Here is a 15,411-nt window from a genome sequence, read left to right on the forward strand (position 1 = left end):
TTCCTCTCTCAGTCCAGGGAGACGGTGGCCGTGGCGGCGAGGCCGCGGCCCCACCGCCGGCGGACCACGTCACGGAATTCGGCGCTGTGCAGGGCGCCGTCGAAGCTCAGCAGCGGGCTGCCCGCGCCGGGGCTGCCGTCCACGACCTCCGCGAGCAGCAGCTCGTGGTCACCGACGGCGACCTGGCCGGTCACCCGGCAGACGAGACGGGCCAGGGTGTGCCGCAGCAACGGCAGCCCGGTGGCCGGATCGGGGTCCCATTCCAGGACGTCGAACTGGGCCCTGCCGCGGGGCCGCCGGGGGCTGGCGAACCAGTCGGCGACCTGTGCCTGCCGCCCGGAGAGCACGTTGACCGCGAACAGTCCGCTGGAGAGGGCCAGTTGCAGCAGCTCGGATCCCTGGCGCAGCCCGGCGCCGATCGTCATCGGGTTGCGTGAGACGAGTCCGGCCGCGCTGACGGTCGTGCCGTGCATGTGGCCGTCGAGGCGCGCGGTCAGGACGGTGACTCCGGTGGTCAGGCGCAGTGCGGCCCGCGACAGGTCGTCGTCCTGCGGTCCGCCCGGCCGGAGGCCACCGGGGCTCACCGGGACGCGCCGGAGGCACCCGCCATGGCGCTCTCCCGCTGCCTGCGGCGCTCGCGGTGGCGGAGCTCCGCGGCCATCCGGGTGTAGGCCGGGTTGGGCTCGGGCTCGAAGGCCAGGCTGAACGGCTTCAGGAAGTTGCCGAAGACGCCCCGGTCGGCGAAGAGATGGAGCGGCAGGACCAGCAACGCCCACTCGAAGCCCGCGACCGCGATCCAGACCGCGGCCACCACCATCTGCGTGATCATGCTGTGCATGACGTTGTACGCGATGTAGTAGCCCTTGGCCACGCGGTGGTCCGGGCTCCGGCGGTAGGCGATGGCGCCGGGGATGTAGCCGATGAGGTCGATGTAGGCGAAGAGGATCACCGCCGGCACCCAGCGGACCTCGCCGATGTGGGCGATGAACAGCCCGGCCACGGCGACGAGGCCGACCAGGTATTCGGCCCGGTGGAGCCGGTAGGTGTTGGGTGTCTCGAACGGGTTGGCCATGTCCATGGTGTGCTCCTGAGGTCAGGCGGCGGTGTGTCCGCCGCTCGGCGCGAGTTCGAGGTCGCCGGCGAGACGCACCGACGCGTGCAGACCCACGACCGCCCATGCGACGGTCTCCTTGATCACCCGTTCCGCGATCGGGTCGAGGATCCCTTCGAGGCTCTCGATGCCGAAGTCGAAGTCGCACTCGAAGTGCAGTGCGGTGTCGGGCCCCTGCTGGGTCAGGGTCCAGGTGCCGCCGAAGGTGTCGAAGTCGCCCTCGGTCTGCTCGAACTCGATGCGCAGTTCGTCCTTGAGGAAGCGCTCGGTCTCGGACCAGCTCAGCAGCCCGCTGCGGAAGAGCAGCTCCCAGCTGGACGTTCCGGTGGCGCTCGGGCGGGTCTCGGTCACCTCCGTGGACTGCACGTGCGGTGACAGTTCCGGGTAGCGGGCGAAGCGCGACACGTTCTCGAAGACGGTTCCCGCGTCCTCGTTCGCGATCACCGCGTCCAGGATGACTTTGCGCATGTCAGTGGCCACCTTCCGGCATCCGGGCGCTCTGCTCGACCAGGGCCCGGGTGGCCTTGTCGAACGCGTCGAGCAGGAAACTCACATCGGCGTCGGTGAGGATCGCCGGCGGGGTGAGCCGGGCGACCGCGCTGCCGTTCATCGAGTGGTTGCCGACCACGCCGTGGTTGAACAGCTCGATGAGCAGCTCGCCGGCCAGCCCCGCCTCGATCAGCTCGATGCCGATCAGCAGCCCCTGGCCGCGTACCTCCTTCACCAGTCCCGGGAGGTTGCGGTGGGCGATGGCGCTGAGCTCGGGCAGCAGCTTGGCGCCGAGTTCGGCGGACCTGCTGACCAGGCGCTCCTCCTTGATGGTCTCGACGGCGCCCATGACGGCCGCCATCAGGACGGGCGCGCCGGTGAACGTGCCCGTGTGCAGGTACGGGTCCTTGTCGAAGGGCGAGAACGTCTTGCGGTTGGCCAGCGCCGCGGAGACCGGCATGACGCCGCCTCCCAGCGCCTTGCCCGCCAGCAGCACGTCCGGAGTGACGCCGTACAGATCGGCACCCCACCACTCCCCGAGCCGGCCCATGCCGGTCTGCACCTCGTCGAGGATCAGGAACTGGTCGTACGTGCGCACCAGGCGCTCCACGCCCGGCAGGTAACCCGACGGCGGCAGGATGACGCCCCCTTCGCCCTGGACCGGCTCGACGATCACCGCGACCTCGCCGGGGTGGGCGGACAGCACCTCTTCGAGGGCGTCGAGGTCACCGAAGGGCACATGGGTGACATCGGCCAGCAAGGGGCGGAAGGGCCGCTGGTAGACGTCCTTCGCCGTGACGGAGAGCGCGCCGAGTGTCTTGCCGTGGTAGCCCATGTGCATGGAGACCAGGCGCTTCTTGCCGTTGGCCCGCGCCAGCTTCAGCCCCGTCTCAACCGCTTCGGCGCCCGAGAGCGCGAAGTGGATGCGGTTGAGGTGGCCCGGGACGACCGACGACAGCGCTTCCGCCGCCCGCCCGACCGTGGGCTCCAGAAGGATCCGGGTGGCGATGGGGTGGGTCTCCAGCTGGCGCCGGACGTGCGACATCACCCTCGGGTGGCGGGCCCCCATGACGAAGACGCCGTACCCACTGCAGTTGAGGAACTCCATGCCGTCGCTGGTGCGCAGCCGCGCTCCCTGCGACTCGATCTCCATGTGGCTGCCGAACAGTTCGGCGACCGTGGCGCGGCCCTTGCTCAGGTGCTTGCGGTACAGACCGAGGATCTCCGCCTCGGTGTCGGCCGATCGCTCGGCGTCCACGACTGTGGACATACGTGCGCCTCCTTCAGGTGTCACGGGGTGTGGGACGGGTGGTGGGCGCCGTCAGGGCAGCAGCAGGGGTCCGCCGGCGAAGTAGTCGACGAGCGCCTCCGCGGTGCTGGTCCGCGACGGGGGGTGGAAGGCCAGCGGGCTGATCGCCGAGGCGAGCGTGGCGATCTCCGGTGAGCCGATGAAGGCGATGCCGCCGAGCAGTTCGACGGCCAGCTCGCTGACCGCGGCCAGGACCTTCTGCGCGGCGAACCGGGTGACCAGGACGGCCGCCACGGCCTCGTCCCCGAACGCGCCCGCGTCGACGGCACGGGCCATGCCCTCGGTGAGGGCGACGGCCGATTCGAGCTGCACGCACAGCGCACCGCGGTCGCTGACGCTGCCGCGGCCACGGGTGAGGACGCGCTCGGTCAGCTCGGACGCTGCCCCGACGTAGGCCGAGGTCACGAGCATCTCGAACCAGACGAACGCGGCCGTCTGGAGATCGTCGAGCCGGCCCGGGTCCTCCGGAGTCGCCCGGATGACGAGGTGTTCGGGCACGAAGACGTCGTGGAGCCGCACCTCGTCGCTCTGCGCCCCCGCGAGTACGGGGGAACCCCAGAAGGGGTGCAGCGAGACGCCCTCGGCGTCGGACGGGACCAGCAGGATGACCAACTGCGGCACGCCGTTCTCGTCGGGCAGGAAGGCGCTGGCCGTCAGCATGTCCATCGAGGCGGACAGGCTGCACGGCTTCTTGGCGCCGTTGACGAGATAGCCCCCCGGGGCGGGGGTGGCGACGACGCTCGGGGAGAGGATGCTCTGCTCGGTCCGGCCCTCCGCCCAGCCGGAGGCCAGCAGGAGCCCCTCCGGGGCGATCCGGGACAGCAGGGCCCGCTGGCCCTCGGTGGGCTCGGCGGCCCGCTCGGCCAGTTCGAAGAGCATGGCCGCGGAGAAGTTGTGCATGGTCGCGCCGGCCGCGAGGGACGGCGAGGCGGAGCCGAGCGCGCGCGTCACCCGTACCGCCTCCAGGGCGGAGACCCCGAGCCCGCCGAACGAGCTGGGCACCAGCAGGCCCGGGCCGCCGTGCGTACGGAACAGGTCGATCACCGGGCTGCCCGGTGCCTCCCGCTCCGTCAGGGGCAGCGCCGTGAGGGCCTTGTACAGGCCGGGGTGATTGCGCTCGCAGGCGTCACGCGCCACGTCGAGGGACCGCATGGGGAAATCCTCCCTTTGAGTGTGAGTCAGCCTTCGAACATCGCCCGGCGGGGGGAGGCACCCGTGCCGATGCTCACTCCCTGCACGTGGGAGGTCTTGAGCATGGGGTAGTTGCCCTCTCCGAACGCTCCCCCGGTCATGCCGGTGCCTCCGTGCGTCGGCACGACGGGCAGGAAGCCGATGTGGGAGTCGTTGATCTTCAGCAGCCCGGAGTTGCGGACCCGCGCGACGAAGGTGCCGACGACGTCGTCCGAACGGGACCAGAGCGAATTGCGCAGGCCGTACCTGTTGGCGTTGACGAAGCGGATCACGTCGTCGAGGAGGACGTCGTCGGGAGCCTCCGCGGGCACCACCACGGGCAGCAGCGGGAAGAAGGTCTCCTCGCACACCATGCGGTACTCCTGCGACTCCTCCAGCCCGTCGACCCTGACGACGGTCGGCTCCAGGAACTGCCCCGCCTGGGAAGGCGATCCGTCCAGCTCGACACGGTTGCCGCCGCAGACGAGCTCGCCGCCCTGCTCCATGGCCTGAGCCAGCAGGCTGAAGAAGCGCTCGCTGCGGCGCACCGGCGAGAGCAGCACCTCGGGCGAGTCCGGATACCCGGGCTTGATCGCCTCCGCGGACTCCTTGAGCCGGGCGATCAGTTCCTCGGCCACCTCGGGGTGCACCACGACGCAGTTCGGGACCATGCAGATCTGGCCCGAACCGTAGAACGCCTCCGTGACGGCCTCCACGGCCGCCGGGATGTCGGCGTCCTTCCAGACCACGAGCGTGTCGTTGCCCGCCAGTTCCAGGATGGGCTTCTTGCCCCGCTCCACACACTGCTGCTCGAAGCGCAGCCCGGCCTCGCTGGAGCCGAAGTAGAGGATGTCGTTGATCCTGGGGTCGTCGAGCCAGTGGTCGATGATCTTCTGCGGGGTGCCGCAGACGATGTTCAGGGTGCCGGGGGGCGCCCCCATCTCCTCCAGCAGCGGGACCGCCAGCTCACGCAGGATGTAGAGGGTGCTGAGCGCGATGCTGCGGGGCGCCCTGACCACGACCGCGTTGCCGGCCATGAGGGCGAGCACCGCCAGGCCGGAGTTGGGCACGGGCGCGTTCTGCGGCGGGTTGAGCGCCACGACGCCGTCGGCCTGCCGGCGGACGATCAGGGTGCGGTCCCCGTAGGTGCGCCTGCTGTACATCTGCTGCCCGTACCAGGCGATGCTCTCCTCGCTGTACGCCTGGACGAGGCAGCTCAGCTCCCAGCGGGCCAGGGTGATCGGGTGCGCCTCGGCGACCATGATGTCGAGGATGGTGTCCTGATGCTTGATCAGCTCCTCTCCGAACCGGCGCCCGAGGTTCAGCCTGTCCGCCAGCGGTACGGCGGACCACGCGTCCACGGCGTCGGCGGCGGCGTCGGTGGCCGCGAAGACGTCGGGCATGCCGATCACCGCGCAGCGCCCCACCACGTACGGGTGCTGGGCCGCGGGGGACCCGGGGTCCGGGTCCTGCTCGAGCGCACGCTTGAGACTCACGCTGGTGAATACATCCTCGAGGAGCGACTTGGAGCTGACCGTGTACACCCAGCCGATTCCCTCGATGTCCTTTCCGCCGACATAGCAGGGGTAATTGAGCAGGGGCTTCGATCGCCCTTTCAGAACCTGATCCGCGCCGCCCAGGACTTCACGCACTGCACGATCCTTCTCTCTTAGCGCCGGTATTCCTATCGCTGCCGGTGATAGTGCAGGAACGCCCCTACCCATCGCTGACATGCCTCTGACCGAAGCCTCGGTCTGACCTGGCGTTGACGGTGGGCTGACGGACGAGCGGACACACGGCCGGACAGGCTGCCTCCGCCTTGCGCCGCTTCCCCGCCCGTGTCACAGTCACGACTCCCGGACCGGTCCGGCCACCGCACCCCGGAAAACAACACGCACGAGGGGTATTCATGGCCGAGACCATCGAAAGCACGGTTTCATTCGACTACGTGCACCACGCCATCCAGGAGTACACGGCTGCTGAGAACCCGAGTTCTTTTCTCGCCGTGAGCCAGGGGAATTCGTACTTCACCCTCCCCGGACTGGCCGGCGTCATCGTCTACCGCAGCGCGGGTCCGTATCTCGTCCAGCTGGGCGGCCCGTTCGCACCCGGAGACTCCTACACGGCGCTCCTCGACGGCTTCCTGGCCTTCGCCGCACAGCAGGGGCGACAGGTCGTCGGGGTCCAGCTGCAGGAGCACGACGCGCGGATCTACGCGGAACACGGCTTCACCGTCAACCAGATCGGCGCCTCCTACGCCGTCGATCTGGAGGGCTTCTCACTCCGCGGCACCCGTTTCATGCAGCTCAGGAACAAGATCTCCCGGGCGTTCCGCAACGGGCTGACCGTCGTGGAGGCCGATTACGACGCCTGGCAGGAGTCGATACGCGAGATCGACCAGCTCTGGCTGCCGCTCAAGGGAGAGGGCGCCAAGCCTCTGGAGTACCTGGTCGGCCAGTGCGGCGGACCCGCCCAGAAGCACCGCAGGCTCTTCCTCGGCCTGGTGGACGGCGTGGCGGTGGGCTACGTGCTGTACTCCCCCGTCTACGGCGGACGCCCGGGCTGGATGCACGATCTCTCACGGCGCCGCCCGGAGTCCGGCCCGGGAATCATGGAGGCGATCAACAAGACCGCGATCGAGGCGTTCATGGCGGAGGAGGTGCGGTGGCTCCACTTCGGCTTCACGCCGTTCACCGGCCTGGACGAGAAGTTCGAGATGCCGGGCAGCAGCGACGCCTTCCGCTGGTTCATGCACTTCCTCTGGGAGCACGGCAAGGACGTGTATCCCGCGGCGACACAGCTGGCGTACAAGGAGAAGTGGAACCAGAGCCTGGTGCTCGCCGAGTACGCGGCGTTCCAGGGACCGGCGAGCGTCAACGCGTTCGTCCACATCTTCCGCGCCGCGGGCGCCCTGTAGAGGCAAGGAGATTCGCGATGAGTGTGCAAGCCGCCCAGGATCAGATCGTCGAACTGTTCACCCGCTTGTGCGGCGACCCCGACGACGCCGAGGTCGCAGCGGCGGCCGACCGGGCGTTGCAGTCGCTGGACGAGGCGTTGCGGGCCGAAGGGGCCTGACACCAGGCCAGGGAGAGCCGGGCCGCCCCTGCCGCGCCGCCGTGAGGCGGATGCGGCGGGGGCGGCCCGGTGTCGTGCTGCGGCCGGTGCACGACGGGACGGCGAGGCGGGCCCGGTGCGGTGCCCCGGCCGGTGCGCGGCCGGGTTCCGGGGCACCGCCGGAGGCGGGGGTCGAGCTCACACGGGCCCCGCCCCCGAGGTCGGCTCAAGTCCCGTTCCAGCCGCCGTTGGTAGCTTCCCTCTCGCCTTCCCCGAGGGGGTCCCGAAGCGTTCACATGGAGGAGTACCCAATGAGGTTCACCGTGCTGGGCTCGGTCGGAGCTGTCGTGAACGACCAGTTCACCGCCATCGCGGGCACGCAGCAGCGCATCCTGCTCGCCACGCTGCTGCTGCGGGCGGGCCGGCTCGTGCAGAGCGAGCAGCTCTACACGGAGCTGTGGGGCGACAACCCGCCGGACGGTGTGTCCAACGCCCTTCAGGCCCATGTGTCGCGCCTGCGGCGCACGCTGCGGCGTCTCGGCGACGAGGGCCCCCAGCCGGCGCCTTCGCTGAACATCCATGCGTCCGGCTACATCCTGGACCTGTGTCCGGACCGGGTGGACATCAACGTCTTCCGGGACCGCATCGCCCGCGCCCGGGTGGCCATGGTCGACGCCCCGCTGCGCGCCCGCTCACTGCTGGACTCGGCGCTGTCGCTGTGGCAGGGCGATCCGTTGCACGACGTCTCCTCCAGCCCGATGTGCCGCAGCGTCTCCCTGGAGCTGGACGAGGAGTACCTCGCGGCCCTGGAGTGCAAGTACGAGCTCGGGCTGCGGTGCAACGAACCGCACTCGGTGATCAGCGAGTTGCGGCGGATGAGCGTGACACATCCCTGGCGGGAGCGGCTCACCGAACTGCTGATGCTCGCCCTCTACCGCTGCGGCCGGCAGGCGGACGCCATGGAGGCGTACAACGCGGCCAGGGCCCGGCTGGTGGACGAGCTCGGCATCGAGCCGTCCCCCCAGCTGAAGAGGCTGTTCAGGGACATACTCAACCAGGAGCCCTCGCTGAACCCGTCCCCTCAGCCGATCAACCTCGCGTCGTGAGGGCGGTACCGCCGCCCGGCAGAATCCACCGGAACCCGGTGTAGGGCACCAGGCATTCGGGCAGCCGGACGGAACCGTCCGGCTGCAGGCCCTGTTCCAGCAGCGCGGCGACGGTCCGCCCGACAGGCAGGGCCGAGCCGTTGAGGGTGGCCGCGGGCCTCCTGCGTCCGGCCGCGTCGCGGTAGCGGATTCCGGCGCGTCTGGCCTGGAAGTCCCCGCAGTCGGAGCACGAGGACACCTCCCGGTAGGCGTCGCTGCCGGGGAGCCACACCTCGATGTCGTACGTCATCCGGGCCGAGAAGCCGGTGTCACCGGCCGGGAGCACTACGACCCGGTAGGAGAGGCCCAGCTCCTCCAGGCAGTCGGTGGCGTGCCCCACCAGTACCTCCAGTTCCGCCCTCGCCCGCTCCGGGGTGCACACCCGGACCAGCTCCACCTTCTCGAACTGGTGCAGGCGCAGGATGCCGCGGGTGTCCCGGCCGTACGATCCCGCCTCGGCGCGGTAGCAGGGGGTGGCGGCGGTGAGCGCCAGGGGGAGCGCGGCCTCGTCGGCCGGGTCGCGGGCGACGAGGTTGGTGAGGGGTACCTCGGCCGTGGGGATGAGGAAGAGCTCCCGGTCGCCGGCCGACGTGGCGAAGAGGTCCTCCTCGAACTTGGGCAGTTGCCCCGTGCCGGTCATGGTGTCCCTGGTCACGAGGTGCGGCACGGAGTACTCCGTGTAGCCGTTCCGCTGGGTGTGCAGGTCGAGGAGGAAGGACACCAGGGCGCGTTCCAGTCGCGCCCCCGGGCCCTTGAGCACGGCGAACCGGGCTCCCGAGAGGCGCGACGCCCCCTCCGTGTCGAGGATGCCCAGGTCCGTGCCGATCTCCGCGTGGTGGCGGGGCTCGACGTCCTTACGGATCGGGGGGCCGCCCCTGCGGACCTCGACGGCGTCCTTCTCCGAATGGCCGTCGGGTATCTCGTCGAGCGGCAGGTTGGGGATCCGCAGGAGCTGTTCCCGCAGGGCCGCTTCCACGGTGCGGACGTCCGCCTCGGCGGCCTGGACCCGTTCCCGCAGCGACCGTGCGCGCTCCCGCTCGGCCTCCGTGGGGCCCTCGGCTCCGGCCCGGCGGCCGGCCCCGCTCTTCTTGAGCTCGGCCCGCAGGCGTTCGAGGGTGGCGAGGGAGTCGGAGCGGCGGCGGTGCGCCTCGCGCAGACCGGGGAGATCGAGGGTGTAGCGGCGCCGGGCCAGCTTGCGTTCGGCCTCGGCCCCCAGCTTCAGCAGTTCTCGCACATCGTGCACGGCATGGTTTCCTTCGCTCGGCTCATGCGTGGATGCCACCGGGCCGCGGGCCCGGACCAGTGGGCGACGGGTCGGTACGGCACCCCGCACGGACCGGCGGAGTGTCTGCTTCGTGCGTCGCCGGTGCGGCGGACCCGGGGGGAGTCCGCCGCACCGGCAGAGTGAAGAGCGGAGAGGGCAGGATTCGAACCTGCGAAGGCGGTAAAACCCGACCCGGACCAAAGCCCAGGCCCCCGATAAACCACTCCGGGCACCTCTCCCAAACCCCGGCCACACACCCACCGGGCAACACCGGCCACCCACCCACCGGCACCAGCGGAGAGGGCAGGATTCGAACCTGCGAAGGCGGTAAAACCCGACCCGGACCAAAGCCCAGGCCCCCGATAAACCACTCCGGGCACCTCTCCCAAACCCCGGCCACACACCCACCGGGCAACACCGGCCACCCACCCACCGGCACCAGCGGAGAGGGCAGGATTCGAACCTGCGAAGGCGGTAAAACCCGACCCGGACCAAAATCCAGGCCCCCGATAAACCACTCCGGGCACCTCTCCTCGTTCCCGGCCGGTCTCCCGTGCCGTTCACAAGTACGACTATGGCAGGTCCATCTGACGGGCCACTGACGTCCGGTTGACCGGATCGGCGGCGGGGCCGCCCCGCGCCGGGGCGACGCGCACACCCCGGCGGGCACCGGCCAGTTCACCCCACCAGTCGCTCCATACCCGCGTGGGCCTGCTCCTGGCTGCCCCTCAGCTGCGGGTCCGCCGTCAGCACCAGGTGGTAGAGCCGCTTGACCAGGCCGGACGGCGCGATGCCCAGCCCTTCGTCGAGGGTGTCGCGCAGCCGCCGGTACGTCTCCAGGGCCTGCCAGGCGCGCCCGGCGCGGTACTGCGCGACCATCAACTGGGCGTGCAGCCCTTCGTGCATCGGATGCTGGGCGGCCAGAGTGGTCAGCTCGCAGATGATGTCGTTGTGCCGGCCGAGCCGCAGGTCGGCCCCGATCCTCTTCTCCAGCACTCCGAGCCTGGCCTCCTCCAGGCGCATGACCTCGATCTCCAGCACCTGACCCGCCTTGACGTCCACCAGGGCCGGCCCCTTCCACAACCGCAGGGCGTGTCCCAGGAGTTCCGAGCCCGCCTGGTCGTCACGGGCGCCGAGCGCCGCGTCTCCGGCACTCACGAGTTCCATGAACCGATGCGCGTCCACCGCCCCTGGCCGCGCATTGAGCAGATACCCGCCGTGCGCGGTGACCAGGATGTCCTTCGGGCAGAGACCGAACCCGCTGACGGCCCAGGAAAGGTGGCGCCTGACCTGAAGTATGTAGGTCTGAAGGGTTGTCGAAGCGCTGCGCGGAGGTCTCTCCCCCCACAGTTCCTCCATCAGGGTGGCGGTCGGGACCAGCCGGCCCGCCCGCATCGCGAGCAGTGCCAGAACCTGCCGTGGCTTCGCCGCACTGGGCACGAACGACTTCCCACACTTCTCCGCGGCGAGAGAGCCCAGCAACTCGATCTTCACAGGATCATCTCCTCAAGTGACCGAATACCGCGCAAGGTTCGCATAGGAAACATCCGGCCAGCGAGGTACCTGATCACGCGAGGCATGGGAATTGCTCAATAGGTAACCGTGAATTGACCACAATCAGTCGACTGACTCGCATAAGTGAAAGCAGCGCCCGCCCCTCCGCACTCGAACGCGTAGGCCCCCTCTCCGTCGATCGACGTAGACGGACCGGAGAAGACCGTCGGTCACGTGCACTCTCCGGGCGTCACAGCGCCAGGGGGAGGGCCTCCGGCGGGCCCGGCTCCCGGAGTCGAAGCTCCCTCGGCACAGCGGCCACCCGCAGGCCCGAGCAGGGCACGGGCGCTTCATCGGCCCCACTTCCGTGCCCCCCACATCCGGTCTCACACCCCCGAGATGAAAGCTTCACCTCATAACCATGATTTGCACACTGTCTACCACTTCTGTACGTCCGAAGAATGCACGCCGACAGCGCTCCGCCCTGGCTAACGAACGGAAGGTAATGACTCCCATGCTCAGTACCACCATGCTCGCCGCACCCAGGAACATCGCGGCCCGGCGTCCCGCCCCGGCTCAGTTGACGGTGGAGAGCCTCGACTCGGTCATGGACGACTCAGCTGTCGCCTTCACGTACTGCATCCTGCAGGACGACGCCGACAGCACCTGTCGCGACGCACAGGCCGGGCAGCGCCGGCAGTGACCGATCTGAGCCGGGACGGCCATCCCGCCACACCCGAGGACACCTCGGTTCTCGTGGGTTTCAAGAGTCATCTGAAGCCGATGGTCGTCCGTGGGGAGGCCGTCTACCTGATTTCGCGGCGCGGGGTCACCGCGCTGCGCGGGATGCCGGCCGAAGTACTGGTGCCCCTGCTCGACGGCACCCGTTCCCCCGCGGCAGTACTGCGCGAGGCCTCCCCCGCCCTCACGGCGGACGAGACCCGCGACGCGCTGCGCCGGCTCAGCGAGGCCGGACTCGTCCGGTTCAGCCCGCGGCCCGGTCGGACGGAGCTTCCGTCCGACCGGGCCGCGGAGGCCTACTGGGACCTGGCCGGGCTCGACGGCGCGCGTGCCACACGGACGCTCGCAGAGGCCTCGGTCCGCATCCTGCCCCTGGCCGGCACCGATCCGGGGCCGGTACGGGAGGCGTGCCTGGCGTCCGGCATCCGCCCGGACGACTCCGCCGGCTTCACCCTCGTCCTCTGCGACGACTACCTCTCCCCCGAACTCGCCGAGGTGGACCGCGTGCACCGGTCCGCCGGCACGGCCTGGCTGCCGGTGCTGCTCTGCGGGACGGAACCCTGGGTCGGCCCCTTCTTCGGCAGCGGCGACGGCCCCTGCTGGTCCTGCCTGGCGGCCCGGCTCCGTCTGCACCGGCGCGCGGAGCGGGCCGTCCAGCACACTCTCGGCCTGGACCGGCCGCCCGCCGCTCCTTCCGTGTCCCTCCCGGCCGGCCGGGCGCTCGCGGTCAACACCGCCGTGCTGGAGGCGGCCAAGTGGCTCGCCGGCCTGCGGTACGCGGGGCAGTCCTCGATCCACGTACTGGACACGCTCACCCTGGCGTCCCGCTCCCACCCGGTGCCGAGGCTCCCCCAGTGCGCGGTCTGCGGCGACCCCGGGCTCGTGGCCGAGCGGGTCCGCGCCCCGTTCGTCCCCGTGTCCCGGCTGAAGGCCGGCGAGAGTGGCAACGGCCACCGGGCCCTGACACCCGAACAGATGCTGGAGCGGCACGGGCACCTCGTCGAACCGGTGACCGGGATCGTCAAGGCCGTGCGCCGTGCGCCACGGGCCCCCGGCTTCACCGAGACCTATCTCTCGGGCCACAACCTCGCGGTCGGCGCGCACAGCCTGTCCGGCCTGCGGGCGGGACTGCGCGCCCTCAGCGGGGGCAAGGGGCTGACCCCGGCCGAGGCCCGTGTCAGCGCACTGTGCGAAGCCGTGGAGAGGTACAGCGGCACCCGCCACGGCGACGAGCCGACCGTGCGCGGCAGCTACCGCGAGCTGGCGGCCGACGCCCTCCTGCCCAACTCCTGCCAGCTGTACCACGATCGGCAGTTCGAGGAGCGTGGGCGCTGGAACGCCTCCGGTTCCCCTTTCCAGTACGTCCCCGAACGCTTCGACGAGGACCGGCCCATGGACTGGACCCCGGCATGGTCCCTGACCGGACTCACCCACCGCCTGCTGCCCACGTCCATGGCGTACTTCCCCTCAGGTCCCGCCTCACCGCACGAGCCGCGGGCCGACTCCAACGGCAACGCGGCCGGCAGCAGTCCGGAGGACGCCGTGGTCCAGGGATTCCTGGAACTCGTGGAGCGGGACGCGGTGGCGCTCTGGTGGTACAACCGCACCCGGCAACCGGCGGTCGATCTCCGCGCGTTCCGGGCGCCCTACCTCACCGCGCTGCTCGACGGTTACCGCGGTCTGGGGCGCGAGGTATGGGTGCTCGACCTGACCTCGGACTTCGGGATCCCCGTCATGGCCGCCCTGTCACGGCGCACGGACGTGCCCACGGAGGACATCATCTTCGGCTTCGGGGCTCATTTCGACCCGCGTGTAGCCCTGCGCCGGGCGGTCACCGAACTGGGACAGATGCTGCCGGCGGTCGCCGACGTACAGGCCGACGGCTCCGGCTACGGCGTCGCCGATCTCGAACCTCGCACGTGGTGGCTAGGAGCGACTGTCACAAATCAGCCATACTTGCGTCCGGACGAGCACCGGACGGCGCGCACGCCGGACGCCTGGGAGTACGTACCGCGACCTGACCTGCGCGACGACATCGCCGCCATCACCGAGGCGGTCGCGTCGAAGGGCATGGAGCTGTTGGTCCTCGACCAGACCCGCCCCGACATCGGACTTCCCGTTTTCAAGGTCATCGTGCCCGGGATGCGACATTTCTGGGCAAGATTCGCATTCGGCCGACTTTACGACGTTCCCGTCGAACTAGGTCGGGTAGCGCAGCCGACGCCGTACGAGGACCTGAATCCCACACCTTTGTTCGTGTGACCAGATCACGATCCCAGCAAGTGTCACTCACCACCTGGCCCCCTGTTCTCGCCTCCCTGCGGCCCTAGACTCCTGCGAGGACACGCACCGGCTGGTGAAAGGGATCGACTGGACATGGCTTCCCCGGACGGAAGACATCCGGAAGCACCGTCCCCTCACCCGGGCACCTCGGTGCCTCCCGCGCGCCTCGCCCAGTGCATCCTCATCGCGGCGTTGCTCAGCTATCTGGCCATCACGATGCTCAATCTGGTGAGCCAGCACCCCGGCGGGCCCGCCGTCGCCTCGGCGGCGGTCACCCTCCCCCTCATCTTCCTGCTCCAGCTCCACCACTCCGCCGCCGGCGCACGCGACGCACCCCTCCCGCGCCGGCTCCTCACGCTCGGCGCACAGGCGCTCCTCACCTACGCGCCGCTCGAGTGGATCGGCGTGCTGTGGGGGTCGATGGCCGGCTTCCTGGCGGGATCCCTGCTCCTGCTCCTGCCGGCCCGGTGGTCGTGGCCGCTGTACGGATCGGCGAGCCTCGTCCTGATCGCTCCGGGCGTCCTGGAGCACCGCTCCTTCATCGACATCGTGTACATGTGCCAGACGACCGCGCTCACCGGCCTCGTCGTCTACGGTCTGTCCCGCCTGTCCGTGCTCATCGTCGAACTGCACCGCACGAGGACCGAACTGGCGAACATGGCGGTGGCCACCGAGCGGCTGCGCTTCGCACGGGACCTGCACGACCTCCTGGGCTTCAGCCTCAGCGCCGTCACGCTGAAGAGCGAACTGATCCACCGCCTGATCCGCACCCAGCCCGAACGGGCGCGTGAGGAGGTCGAGGAGGTCCTCGACATCTCCCGGCAGGCACTCGCCGACGTCCGCCGGGTGGCCAGCGGCTACCGGCAGATGTCCCTCGTCTCGGAGATGGCCTCCGCCCGCGGGGTGCTGACGGCCGCCCACATCGACGTACGGGTCGAGGCCGACCCCGAGGTGAACCGGATCAGCCCGCAGACCGGGACCGTCTTCGCGACCGTGCTCCGGGAGGGCGTGACCAACCTCCTCCGGCACAGCAAGGCGGACACCTGCACGATCGCCGCCCGCGTCCGGGGAGGGACGGCGGTGCTCACCGTCACCAACGACGGGGTCCCGCCGACTCCTTCCGTGCCCTCGCAGCACGGAGGATCAGGACTGAGCAACCTCGAACGGCGCCTCCAGGCGGTGGACGGCAGGCTGGCCGTGGAGCGCGGGCCCACCCCGGACGGCTCCGGCCGGTTCTTCCGGCTGGTCGCCACGGCTCCGCTGCGGGCCGAGGACGTACGCTCCCGCCGCTCCGGCGACCACGACCCGTCGCCCTCGGCCGTGGAGTCGGCGCAGCCCTGAGCCATTAGTA

14 protein-coding genes and 3 tRNA genes are annotated in these 15,411 nt (G+C 70.1%); 6 read left to right on the top strand and 11 right to left on the bottom strand.

Annotated elements, in window-relative coordinates:
* Window positions 1–8: 8 nt before the first annotated feature.
* From ACFY8O_RS25075 to ACFY8O_RS25100, 6 genes are read right to left on the bottom strand one after another with little or no spacing between them, the layout of a single operon-like run.
* Window positions 9–584 (bottom strand): flavin reductase family protein, encoded by a 576-nt coding sequence (locus ACFY8O_RS25075; protein ID WP_145809734.1) that lies wholly within the window; start codon window positions 582–584, stop codon window positions 9–11.
* Window positions 581–1,078, bottom strand: a complete 498-nt coding sequence (locus ACFY8O_RS25080; protein WP_208766088.1) for a hypothetical protein — start codon at window positions 1,076–1,078, stop codon at window positions 581–583. The genes ACFY8O_RS25075 and ACFY8O_RS25080 overlap by 4 nt, the downstream gene beginning before the upstream one ends.
* A gap of 15 nt (window positions 1,079–1,093) precedes the next feature.
* Window positions 1,094–1,579, bottom strand: a complete 486-nt coding sequence (locus ACFY8O_RS25085; protein ID WP_387905942.1) for a type II toxin-antitoxin system RatA family toxin — start codon at window positions 1,577–1,579, stop codon at window positions 1,094–1,096.
* A 1-nt stretch (window position 1,580) separates the two neighbouring features.
* Window positions 1,581–2,870: an aspartate aminotransferase family protein gene (locus ACFY8O_RS25090; RefSeq protein WP_387905944.1), complete on the bottom strand. Its 1,290-nt coding sequence runs from the start codon at window positions 2,868–2,870 to the stop codon at window positions 1,581–1,583.
* A 51-nt stretch (window positions 2,871–2,921) separates the two neighbouring features.
* Window positions 2,922–4,061, bottom strand: coding sequence for an acyl-CoA dehydrogenase family protein (locus ACFY8O_RS25095; RefSeq protein WP_145809739.1), 1,140 nt, complete (start codon window positions 4,059–4,061; stop codon window positions 2,922–2,924).
* 26 nt (window positions 4,062–4,087) lie between these two features.
* Complete coding sequence (locus tag ACFY8O_RS25100) at window positions 4,088–5,575, bottom strand: aldehyde dehydrogenase family protein (protein WP_387905947.1); 1,488 nt, start codon at window positions 5,573–5,575, stop codon at window positions 4,088–4,090.
* A 413-nt stretch (window positions 5,576–5,988) separates the two neighbouring features.
* Between ACFY8O_RS25100 and ACFY8O_RS25105 the strand changes: the two genes are divergently transcribed.
* The 3 genes from ACFY8O_RS25105 (at window position 5,989) to ACFY8O_RS25115 (ending at window position 8,239) form a co-directional block, all read left to right on the top strand.
* Window positions 5,989–6,996 (top strand): phosphatidylglycerol lysyltransferase domain-containing protein, encoded by a 1,008-nt coding sequence (locus ACFY8O_RS25105; protein WP_145809741.1) that lies wholly within the window; start codon window positions 5,989–5,991, stop codon window positions 6,994–6,996.
* Between the two features lie 17 nt (window positions 6,997–7,013).
* Entirely contained in the window at window positions 7,014–7,154 is a 141-nt protein-coding gene (locus tag ACFY8O_RS25110; protein WP_167526236.1) for a hypothetical protein, read from the top strand.
* A gap of 290 nt (window positions 7,155–7,444) precedes the next feature.
* Complete coding sequence (locus tag ACFY8O_RS25115) at window positions 7,445–8,239, top strand: AfsR/SARP family transcriptional regulator (RefSeq protein WP_387905950.1); 795 nt, start codon at window positions 7,445–7,447, stop codon at window positions 8,237–8,239.
* Here the strand turns inward: ACFY8O_RS25115 and serS are convergent.
* The 5 genes from serS to ACFY8O_RS25140 form a co-directional block, all read right to left on the bottom strand.
* Complete coding sequence (gene serS, locus ACFY8O_RS25120; protein WP_387905952.1) at window positions 8,223–9,521, bottom strand: serine--tRNA ligase; 1,299 nt, start codon at window positions 9,519–9,521, stop codon at window positions 8,223–8,225. The genes ACFY8O_RS25115 and serS overlap by 17 nt on opposite strands.
* Window positions 9,522–9,690: 169 nt before the next feature.
* Window positions 9,691–9,781 (bottom strand) — tRNA-Gln (locus ACFY8O_RS25125).
* A 56-nt stretch (window positions 9,782–9,837) separates the two neighbouring features.
* Window positions 9,838–9,928 (bottom strand) — tRNA-Gln (locus ACFY8O_RS25130).
* Between the two features lie 56 nt (window positions 9,929–9,984).
* Window positions 9,985–10,075: transfer RNA gene (locus ACFY8O_RS25135), tRNA-Gln, on the bottom strand.
* A 145-nt stretch (window positions 10,076–10,220) separates the two neighbouring features.
* Entirely contained in the window at window positions 10,221–11,036 is an 816-nt protein-coding gene (locus tag ACFY8O_RS25140) for an AfsR/SARP family transcriptional regulator (protein ID WP_387905955.1), read from the bottom strand.
* Between the two features lie 514 nt (window positions 11,037–11,550).
* Between ACFY8O_RS25140 and ACFY8O_RS25145 the strand changes: the two genes are divergently transcribed.
* The 3 genes from ACFY8O_RS25145 to ACFY8O_RS25155 all read left to right on the top strand — a co-directional run bounded on the left by ACFY8O_RS25145 (window position 11,551) and on the right by ACFY8O_RS25155 (window position 15,401).
* On the top strand, window positions 11,551–11,739 hold the full coding sequence (locus ACFY8O_RS25145; RefSeq protein ID WP_387905958.1) for a hypothetical protein: 189 nt from the start codon (window positions 11,551–11,553) through the stop codon (window positions 11,737–11,739).
* On the top strand, window positions 11,736–14,039 hold the full coding sequence (locus ACFY8O_RS25150; protein WP_387905960.1) for a TOMM precursor leader peptide-binding protein: 2,304 nt from the start codon (window positions 11,736–11,738) through the stop codon (window positions 14,037–14,039). Before ACFY8O_RS25145 ends, ACFY8O_RS25150 begins: the two co-directional genes overlap by 4 nt.
* 114 nt (window positions 14,040–14,153) lie before the next feature.
* Window positions 14,154–15,401, top strand: a complete 1,248-nt coding sequence (locus ACFY8O_RS25155) for a sensor histidine kinase (RefSeq protein ID WP_387905962.1) — start codon at window positions 14,154–14,156, stop codon at window positions 15,399–15,401.
* Window positions 15,402–15,411 lie beyond the last annotated feature (10 nt).

The sequence above is a fragment of the Streptomyces argenteolus genome (genome assembly GCF_042902585.1).
GTDB classification, from domain to species: domain Bacteria; phylum Actinomycetota; class Actinomycetes; order Streptomycetales; family Streptomycetaceae; genus Streptomyces; species Streptomyces argenteolus.